Origin of the sequence: Flavobacterium rakeshii, assembly GCF_009741375.1 — a bacterium.
Taxonomy (GTDB): Bacteria; Bacteroidota; Bacteroidia; order Flavobacteriales; family Flavobacteriaceae; genus Flavobacterium; species Flavobacterium rakeshii.
Map to the genome: position 1 here is coordinate 41,756 of NZ_WOWP01000049.1, position 8,988 is coordinate 50,743.

Annotated in this window: 8 protein-coding genes; 5 read left to right on the forward strand and 3 right to left on the reverse strand. The window is 38.2% G+C overall.

Annotated elements, in window-relative coordinates; genetic code table 11:
• Window positions 1–266: 266 nt before the first annotated feature.
• The 3 genes from GN157_RS12465 (at window position 267) to GN157_RS12475 (ending at window position 2,692) form a co-directional block, all read left to right on the forward strand.
• Window positions 267–911 carry a DUF47 domain-containing protein gene (locus GN157_RS12465; protein WP_157483733.1) on the forward strand — a complete coding sequence of 215 codons (645 nt, stop codon included), beginning with the start codon at window positions 267–269 and terminating at the stop codon, window positions 909–911.
• 32 nt (window positions 912–943) lie between these two features.
• On the forward strand, window positions 944–2,005 hold the full coding sequence (locus GN157_RS12470; protein ID WP_157483734.1) for an inorganic phosphate transporter: 1,062 nt from the start codon (window positions 944–946) through the stop codon (window positions 2,003–2,005).
• Window positions 2,006–2,098: 93 nt separating this feature from the next.
• Complete coding sequence (locus tag GN157_RS12475; RefSeq protein WP_157483737.1) at window positions 2,099–2,692, forward strand: DUF4291 domain-containing protein; 594 nt, start codon at window positions 2,099–2,101, stop codon at window positions 2,690–2,692.
• 393 nt (window positions 2,693–3,085) lie between these two features.
• On the opposite strand, the gene GN157_RS12480 is transcribed toward GN157_RS12475, so the two are convergent.
• The 3 genes from GN157_RS12480 to GN157_RS12490 form a co-directional block, all read right to left on the reverse strand.
• Window positions 3,086–3,517: a hypothetical protein gene (locus GN157_RS12480; RefSeq protein WP_157483739.1), complete on the reverse strand. Its 432-nt coding sequence runs from the start codon at window positions 3,515–3,517 to the stop codon at window positions 3,086–3,088.
• Between the two features lie 153 nt (window positions 3,518–3,670).
• Window positions 3,671–4,717 carry an AMP-binding protein gene (locus GN157_RS12485; protein ID WP_035134805.1) on the reverse strand — a complete coding sequence of 349 codons (1,047 nt, stop codon included), beginning with the start codon at window positions 4,715–4,717 and terminating at the stop codon, window positions 3,671–3,673.
• A 17-nt stretch (window positions 4,718–4,734) separates the two neighbouring features.
• Window positions 4,735–5,646, reverse strand: coding sequence for a CPBP family intramembrane glutamic endopeptidase (locus GN157_RS12490; protein ID WP_157483741.1), 912 nt, complete (start codon window positions 5,644–5,646; stop codon window positions 4,735–4,737).
• Window positions 5,647–5,721: 75 nt separating this feature from the next.
• Here GN157_RS12490 and arsC point away from each other — a divergent pair, with 75 nt between their 5' ends.
• Window positions 5,722–6,063 (forward strand): arsenate reductase (glutaredoxin), encoded by a 342-nt coding sequence (gene arsC, locus GN157_RS12495; RefSeq protein WP_157483743.1) that lies wholly within the window; start codon window positions 5,722–5,724, stop codon window positions 6,061–6,063.
• An 87-nt stretch (window positions 6,064–6,150) separates the two neighbouring features.
• Window positions 6,151–8,643 (forward strand): TonB-dependent receptor domain-containing protein, encoded by a 2,493-nt coding sequence (locus tag GN157_RS12500; RefSeq protein WP_157483745.1) that lies wholly within the window; start codon window positions 6,151–6,153, stop codon window positions 8,641–8,643.
• The last annotated feature ends 345 nt before the right edge of the window (window positions 8,644–8,988 follow it).

Consider the following 8,988-nt stretch of genomic DNA (forward strand, 5'->3'; position numbering starts at 1 on the left):
AAAAGTAACCAGTTAATAAAGTTAGTTACAAGGTCTAATTTTAAGTTATTGTTAATTAATCGATAATTAAAAATTAATTTTGAAGATAACTATTTTTTAATTCATTTCCAGTAGTTTATTTGCATCGTCCCAAAAATTATTTTCCTGATTTTTAAAATAATGTAAAATTAACACTCGCAAAACACCTTGTTTTAATAACACTCGGTTCACTATAACTTAACGATTTCTTAACATTGGTTGAGTACATTTGCGGCAAAATGTTATTCATGTCAATAAACAGTATCTTCCAGTTTCTTGTTCCGAAGGATAAGAAATTTTTCCCGCTATTTGAGCAGGCAACGCAAAACCTTGTAATACTTGCCGAAACACTACATGAAGCGGTTAACGCTCCTAAAGGCAAAAGAGATGAGTACTTTACCAAAGTAGAAGAGTTAGAAGGCATTATTGAAGGCATTGCCCATAAAACAAACCTTGAACTTAGCCGTAACTTTATCACACCTTTTGACAGGGAAGATATCTACTCGCTAATCACAGCTATTGACGATGTGGCCGACTATACCTATGGTGCTGCCAGCAGAATGAGACTGTACCAGGTAGAGAAAATTACCAAGTCGATTAGAAAGATGACGGAAATTAACCTGGAAGCCTGCCAGCTTATACAGGGTGCCGTTGCCGACCTGAAAGACATGAAAAACCTTAAAGGTATTACAGATGCCTGCAAGAAAATTGCAAAATTGGAAAACAAATCAGACAGCGTTTTTGACAAGGCTGTAGCCGATATATTTGAAAACGAAACCGATGCTATTAACGTGATTAAGTACAAAGAAGTACTATCGGCACTGGAGTCGGCATCAGATAAATGCAAAGGGGTAGCAAACGTTTTAGAGTCTATTGCTGTAAAACATTCGTAAAACAAACCAAAACCCCTAGAAACTGATTCATCATGGTTTTACTCTTTATAATCATATCTTTAGCATTAATATTCGACTATATTAACGGATTTCACGATGCGGCAAACTCTATTGCAACCATAGTTGCAACAAAAGTACTTACGCCATTTCAGGCTGTGCTATGGGCTGCATTCTTCAACTTTATGGCTTACTTTATATCCAAGTACTGGATTGGTGAGTTTAAAATTGGTAATACCATAGCCAAAACCGTTAGTGAAGACTTTATTACGCTCGAGGTTATCCTTGCCGGGCTTATAGCTGCCATTACATGGAACCTGCTTACCTGGAAACTAGGTATACCTTCGTCGTCATCACATACCCTTATAGGGGGCTTTATGGGAGCTGCACTGGCACATGCCTTTACAATACCGGGAGCCGACCTGAACACGGTTGTTAACTATGCTAAAGTACTTCCTATTGTACTTTTCATATTTATGGCTCCGTTTATTGGTATGGTGGTCGCTTATTTTCTGGCTATATTGGTGCTCAACATCTGCCGCAAGGCAAACCCTTCTAAGGCCGATAAATGGTTTAGGAGATTACAGTTGGTATCTTCGGCATTATTCAGTTTAGGTCACGGTGCAAACGATGCTCAAAAGGTTATGGGTATTATTGGAGCTGCCGTAATTTATTATCAGGTTAACATAAAGCACAATGTAGAATACATAACTTCAACTAACAAGTTCGCCTATTTTGTAGATCACTGGAGCTGGGTGCCGCTTGCTAGTTTCGTTATGATAGGTTTAGGTACTATGAGTGGCGGTTGGAAAATCGTTAAAACCATGGGATCTAAAATTACCAAAGTAAACTCGTTTGAAGGTGTTGTTGCCGAAACTGCAGGTGCTATTACCCTGTATACTACAGAGCATTTTGGTATCCCTGTATCTACAACCCATACCATTACCGGTTCTATTATTGGTGTTGGTGTTACAAAAAGGGTATCGGCAGTACGCTGGGGTGTAACCATAAGCCTGCTTTGGGCATGGATATTAACCATTCCAATATCTGCAATAATCGCTGCATTGGTATACTATTTTATTACGATTTTTAGCTAAAAGAAATAAAGCTTACAAGCATCAAAAAAGCATATATCTTTTGGGTATATGCTTTTTTGTTTACTTTTATTTTTATTACACACTTTACAAATTATGACAAACAATCAAATCAGAGCCGAGCATAACGACACTACAATAACTGTATATCAGGCCTACAACAGTGCCATAGCAAAAGGCGCTGTAGAAAACCAAACCTTTGTACCCCCGTTCAAAATGGAACGAATGACTTGGATTAAACCCTCTTACTTATGGATGATGTACCGTTCGGGCTGGGCACAAAAGGAAGGACAGGAACACATTCTTAAAATAAAAATTAAGCGCGAAGGGTTTGAATGGGCTTTAAGCAACGCCTGCCTTTCTCATTTTGACAGCAATACCCACCAAGACCGTGAAAGCTGGAAAACAACACTACAGCAAAGCCCGGTAAGGATACAATGGGATCCTGAGAAAAATATCTTTCTGGAAGCCCTTCCCTACCGTTCTATACAAATAGGACTATCGGGTGAAGCAGTAGGTAAATATGTAAACGAATGGATTACAGAAATTGAAGATATTACCGATGACTGTAAAAAAATTCATCAGCTTATAACCGATGGCAAAATCGAGGAAGCCAAAACCCTTTTACCTGTAGAGGAGATTTATACTGTCCCTACTGCAATTGGCGAACCTATTGCTGCGTCGATATGATATAAAAAACTATTTAAATAAAGAAAACATGACAGCATTAGAGATAGATAGAGTCTTAACAAATATGATAAAAACTAATCACTATTTACAGGCGTTATAGCATTTACTTTTTTTATGTAATATACTTTTGTATCTTCTTCAAAAACAAGTTTTTCACCATCTTCGTTAACCCTATTTACAGGAAGGATACCATGATAGATGCACAGTAAATCTACTTGATATAAATAGTAGGTAATACAACCGTCAAAAGTATATTTTACAGTCCCTCTTTTGTCTTTTATATAGTTTTTTTCTACATTATTTACTTCCTTTTTTAAAAAATGCCTAATGCGTTTAACCTGCTTCTTAGAAAGACAAACATCAAGAGAATCAGCTATTAAAGTTTATTAACCGTTACTCTGAAACTAAGTCGCATCCGTTTTTAATAACTCTTGTATCACTCAATAATTTTATATAGTCTTTATTATCAAGAGGAATATAATTGAGCTGTATCGTTTTAAACTCTTCTTTCACAGCTACTCTGTTTTCTTTTTGAAAGAAAATAGTAAGCGTATCACCACTAAATTTATATATAAAGGGATCCAACCCTTTAATTCCGCTTATGGTGTCTTTTCTATCTTTGAGTAAAGTGCTGTTTTTAGTAACAACGGTGTATTGATAATCATCTGTCACTCCCCAGTTTAAAGTATTGATATAAATTTTTTCCCCCTTACCCGAAACCAGCATTTTACTTTTAAAAGTATCATGTACATCAACACAGCTATTCAATACCACCACTGATAGTACCATAATTAAATACCTGCCTGATTTATTAAACCGTTTCATGTGTAAGTTATTATAGATTACAAAAAAAACTGTCTCAAATATAGTGTCACTTTGCAAAGTGGAGAACCTTTAAAATTCTGGCAAGAGATTTATTGGCACCACTCAGTTGCACTCAAAATGACATTTGAGACAGTTATATCAAAATATATTTTATTAGGCGCTTTCCAGCGTTTTATCCCTTATTACCTTACCGCTAACGGTTTCTATAAACTGAGGGACAAATACCACCTCTTTTGGTTTTTCAAATTTACCAAGGTGCTTAAACGCGTCGGTTGGCAAATCAAAAGGTTCACCTTCTACAACAAGTATCAGTTTTTCACCCAGTGTATCATCCTGACTGCCTTGTACAAAGTAGCGTCGGCCTATGTATTCAGACAGTTTTTCTTCAATCTGCTCCGGGAACAGTTTTACGCCACCGCTGTTAATTACATTATCATATCGACCTAACCATATAAACTGCTTGTCGTTTACAATCTCAACCACATCATTGGTTACCACAGGTTCGTCGCAAATCACATAAGGATCAATTACCAGGCATTTACGCTCATCCTGACTTATATTAACATTAGGCAGTACCGTGAATGCCTCATCCCCTACCGGCTTAGCCGCAATGTGGGTAATGGTTTCGGTCATACCATAGGTTTCATAAATTTTGGTAGGAAGCCCTTTTAGTTGCTTTGTAAGCGCTTGGCTCACTTTTGCACCACCCAGTATAAGCTTTTTCACCTTTTTAAGCTTCATAAGGCTGTTTTGTGCCTGTAGCGGTACCATAGCACTAAAATTATAAACCGTATCCAGTCGCTCTAACGGATTTGCCACAGGGGCAATCATATCCATATCCCAGCCCAGTATAAAGGCGCGCACCAGCATCATTTTACCTGCCACAAACTGTGTAGGCAGGCAGTGAAGCACTTTAATACCTTCATCAAGCTCAAAAAAGCTGCCCGTTGCGAGAGCCGAGTTTACCATAGCCTGTTTATCTACCCTAATCATTTTAGGTGCTCCTGTAGTTCCGGATGTTTGCATCTCTATAAAATCGCGATGATCAAACCAGTCCAGTAAAAATTCACCTACCGCTTTTTCATGCGGTTCTCCTTCTTTAATGTAAATGTAAGCCGTACGGCACAGGTCATCTTCATTAAGATGAAACCCATTCAGCTTAAAGCTGTTGTGCACAAAGTGATAATCTGGATTACTCATGTGGGGTTAGTGTTTTGTTAGTAAATTTCGTGGGTTGGCAGCACAACCTTACCAGTAAGTTTTTCTTTCCAGTTGTGCCATTTATATTTCTTACTAAAGATAAACAAAAGAATCGGAAAAATAATAACCACCGGAAACACTATACTTATTCCGGCTTGTGGTTCGGTTACTTCTTTTAAAACCGAATTGGTTTGGAATGCTGTCCATTCAGATGTCACAAGCAGTGCCGTTACCAGGTTATTAGCCGCATGGAAACCCAGTGCAAGTTCCATCCCTTCGTCCATAAGTGTAATAATTCCTAAAAACAATCCGGTACCTATATAATACACCATTATAAGCATCCCCATTTTACCTACCTCGGGGTTGGCAATATGCAGTAATCCAAAAATAACCGATGTTGTTAACAGGGCTGCCAACCTAGTCCTTGTAGCAATACCAATACCCTGCATAAGGTAACCTCTAAACAGGTATTCCTCAAAACTGGTTTGCATAGGTATAAGCACTATAGAAAGCACTGCCAGTATGGCAAAAGGTACGGGTTCAAAATTCCATTCGTAATGCCCCGGATTAGAATAAAAGTCAATTAAGGTTACCGCAATGGTAAATGATGCCCAAATACCAAAGGCAAAAAATATACGGCCCCAGTCAACTTTTTTGCGGGAAGTGGTTAAGCTCCTAATGGTTTGCTTATGTACATATTTTACCCATAACAGTAATAAAACAAGTGCTACAGAAAGTGGTGCTATAAGCTCTACAAAAACTCTGTTCTCTCCTTTTTCTTCCACCTGCTGCCTAAGTAAATCTTCAGTATTAATGTTTAATAATTTAATGGCAACATAGTTTAATACCATCATTACTAAAAAAACAACCGGTATAGGTAAATACAGTGCAAAGTTAAATCCTTTGCGATAAGCCTGTTCAATATACATTAAGAATAAAATTTAGTTTGCCCTAAGTTAATTCAATTTTAAAATTATAATACCGTTCTTTGCAAAAAAATTATCATGATTACTATATACCATAACCCACGTTGCAGCAAGTCACGCGAGGGATTACAGTTTTTAGAACTGGAAGGAAAACCATTTACAACGGTAAAATACCTAAACGAACCACTTACCAAAGAAGAGCTTACAACCCTTATAAAAAAGCTTGGAATAGCTCCTATTGAACTGGTTAGAACTAAGGAAAAAATATGGATTTCTGACTATAAAGGAGAGGAACTTACTGACAGTGAAGTTATTGAAGCCATGCTGCAACACCCTAACCTTATAGAACGCCCTATAGTGGTTAACGGAGACAAGGCTGTTGTTGCCCGCCCGGCCGAAAAGATAAAAGACATCCTCTAAAAAACTTTAACATTTTTTTATGGGGTATCCATTAAACTTGGGCTGCTTTTTGTAGTCAAACCCCCAATAAAAAAACCAGAATCATTCATGAAAAAAATACAATCCGTATTCTTATTACTCTTACTTTTTACCTCAATAGGAGCAATAGCACAAGGAAATCCGGGCAATGTTACCATTAGCGGTAAGCTTATTGACCAGGAAACGAAACAGCCCCTTGAATTTGCAACAGTAACAATACAAAAACCCGATAACACAACCGTAAACGGCGCTATGACCGATATGAACGGTGAATACAGCATTAATATAGCTCCGGGTACATACAATATTAAATACGATTTTATATCGTTCAAGTCGGTTGTTGTAAGCAACAAGCAGGTTAATACCGATACTAATTTAGGTACTACGGCTATGGCTCCAGATGCCACCCTTTTACAGGAAGTGGAAATTCGTGCAGAGCGTTCTACCGTAGATATTAAACTGGACAAAAAAGTATACAACGTAGGTCAGGACATGATCGTTAAAGGTGGTACCATTAGTGACGTGCTTGATAATGTACCATCGGTTACCGTAGACGTAGAAGGTAACGTAAGCCTTAGAGGTAACGAAAGCGTTACTATTATGATAGACGGAAAACCGTCTAACCTGTATGGTTCTAATCTTGCCGATGTACTTAGAGTACTTCCTGCCGACTCGGTAGATAAAATTGAGGTTATCACTAACCCATCTGCACGTTATGATGCCGAAGGTGGTGGTGGTATTATCAACATTATCCTTAGAAAAGGAAAAGCTCAGGGCTTTAACGGTTCGGTTACTGCAAACACAGGTACGCCCGATAATCACGGTGTAATGGCAAACCTAAACTACAGAGGAGAAAAATTTAACGTTTTCTCTAACCTTGGTTACAATTACAGAAACAGCCCGGGTAACAGCATGACCGACTCAGAATATTTTGATGAGGACGGAAACACCACAAGCTTTATAAACGAACGCAGGGAGAACAAAAGAAAACGTAAAGGATATAACGCTACTCTTGGTTTTGAGTGGTATATAGACAGTACTTTTAGCTGGACCAACTCGGTTTCTGTCAGAAACAGTAATGGTGACAACCCTACCGATACATATTACTACAATTATAATGCAGACGGTTTGTTTAACAATACCCGTTACCGTTTTAACTCGGAAGACGAGGAAGACAGAAACTTTAACTACACTACCAGCTTCCTTAAAAAGTTTAACGAAGACGGACACGAACTTAAAGTAAACGGTACGATTTCAAGAAGTACTGACGATGAGAACTCGCAAATTAGCGACATGATACTGGGCAGTATAAACCCTGATGACAGCTCTACAGAAAGAACGCTTAACCATGAGGAGGAAAACCGTACGCTTATTCAGGCAGATTATGTTTTACCGTTTAACGAAAACAGTCGTTTTGAAGCAGGTTACCGCGGTAGTTTTACCGAAATAACCACCGATGCTAAAGCTCAGATTCTTGACGAAAACAACGAATGGCAACAAAACGGAAACTTTTCCAGTATGCTTGAGTACAATGAGTATGTAAATGCACTTTACGCTCAGTATGGCTCTAAATTTGGCTCTAAGTTCTCATACCTGTTAGGACTACGTTGGGAAGATTCTAATATTGATGTAAACCTTTTAAACAGGGATGATTACAACAATAAACGTTACAACAACTTCTTCCCTAGTGCTTTCCTTACTTACGAATTCACCGAAGGAACAAGTGCCAGCATAAGCTATAGCCGTAGGATAAACAGACCGAGAGGACGTTTTATAAACCCATTCTCAAGTCTGCAAAGTAACATTAACATCTTCCAGGGTAACCCGGATCTTAATCCGTCTATGACCAATGCATTCGACCTTGGTTTCCTTAAAAAATGGAGAGATGTTACTCTTAGCACTTCGGCTTACTTAAATGTTACTAACGATTCATTCCAGTTTGTGAGAAGAACAGAAGATGCACAACCGGGACAAACTCCTATTACATACATAACACCTATTAACCTTGCTAAAGAATACCGTTTTGGTTTTGAGTTTACCTTAAACTATAACCCTTTCAGATGGTGGAAACTTAATAGTAACTTTAACTTCTTTAGGGTTGAAACCGATGGTGATTACAGCTGGACATACACAAACGGTGATGGCGAAGAAATTACCGATTTACAAAACTTTGATAACACAGCATACACCTGGTTTACCCGTGTAAGCAGTAAAATGAACCTGCCTTGGAAAATAGACTGGCAGCTAAACGGAACATATAATGCTCCTCAAAATACAGCACAGGGACGTAGCCTTGGTATTTTAAGCTTCAATACAGCATTAAGTAAAGATGTATTAAAAGACAAAGGAACCGTTACACTTAACGTGAGCGATATTTTTAATTCAAGAAAAAGAAAAGGATACACTAACCTGCCTACAGTTTCATCATACAACGAGTGGCAGTGGAGAGAAAGGCAAATTACCCTTTCATTCACTTACCGCTTTAATATGAACAATCAGCAACGCATGAAACAAGAAAGACAGGGACAGGGCGGTGACGACGACTTTAATATGGGAGGTTAATTATTAATTTTTACAGATACTCCTAAAAAAAGGGCAGCTTTTATAAGGCTGCCCTTTTTGCTTATTTGATATAATGAGTTTTTTACTGAGGTTCTTCCTTCATCAGGATGACAAACTCATCTGTCATGTCGACCACAGGAGACATCTTTATTCAAAATGTAAAAGAGATTTCTCCACTACACTTCGTTTCTGTCGAAATGGAAAAACAAATTGCTTCGTACCTCGCAAAGACAACACTGTAACATGACATTAGAGTAAGCAACGGCATCAGGCTCCGTAGCGTAAAGAAAATTACAAACGAAGCGTAAAAAGCATCCGCTGTTTGAGGCGACAGCCGAGTTCGGA

Coding starts and splice junctions, on each gene's coding strand:
- GN157_RS12465 (WP_157483733.1), top strand. CDS start 267: ATGTCAATAAACAGTATCTTCCAGTTTCTTGTTCCGAAGGATAAGAAA.
- GN157_RS12470 (WP_157483734.1), top strand. CDS start 944: ATGGTTTTACTCTTTATAATCATATCTTTAGCATTAATATTCGACTAT.
- GN157_RS12475 (WP_157483737.1), top strand. CDS start 2,099: ATGACAAACAATCAAATCAGAGCCGAGCATAACGACACTACAATAACT.
- GN157_RS12480 (WP_157483739.1), bottom strand. CDS start 3,517: ATGAAACGGTTTAATAAATCAGGCAGGTATTTAATTATGGTACTATCA.
- GN157_RS12485 (WP_035134805.1), bottom strand. CDS start 4,717: ATGAGTAATCCAGATTATCACTTTGTGCACAACAGCTTTAAGCTGAAT.
- GN157_RS12490 (WP_157483741.1), bottom strand. CDS start 5,646: ATGTATATTGAACAGGCTTATCGCAAAGGATTTAACTTTGCACTGTAT.
- arsC (WP_157483743.1), top strand. CDS start 5,722: ATGATTACTATATACCATAACCCACGTTGCAGCAAGTCACGCGAGGGA.
- GN157_RS12500 (WP_157483745.1), top strand. CDS start 6,151: ATGAAAAAAATACAATCCGTATTCTTATTACTCTTACTTTTTACCTCA.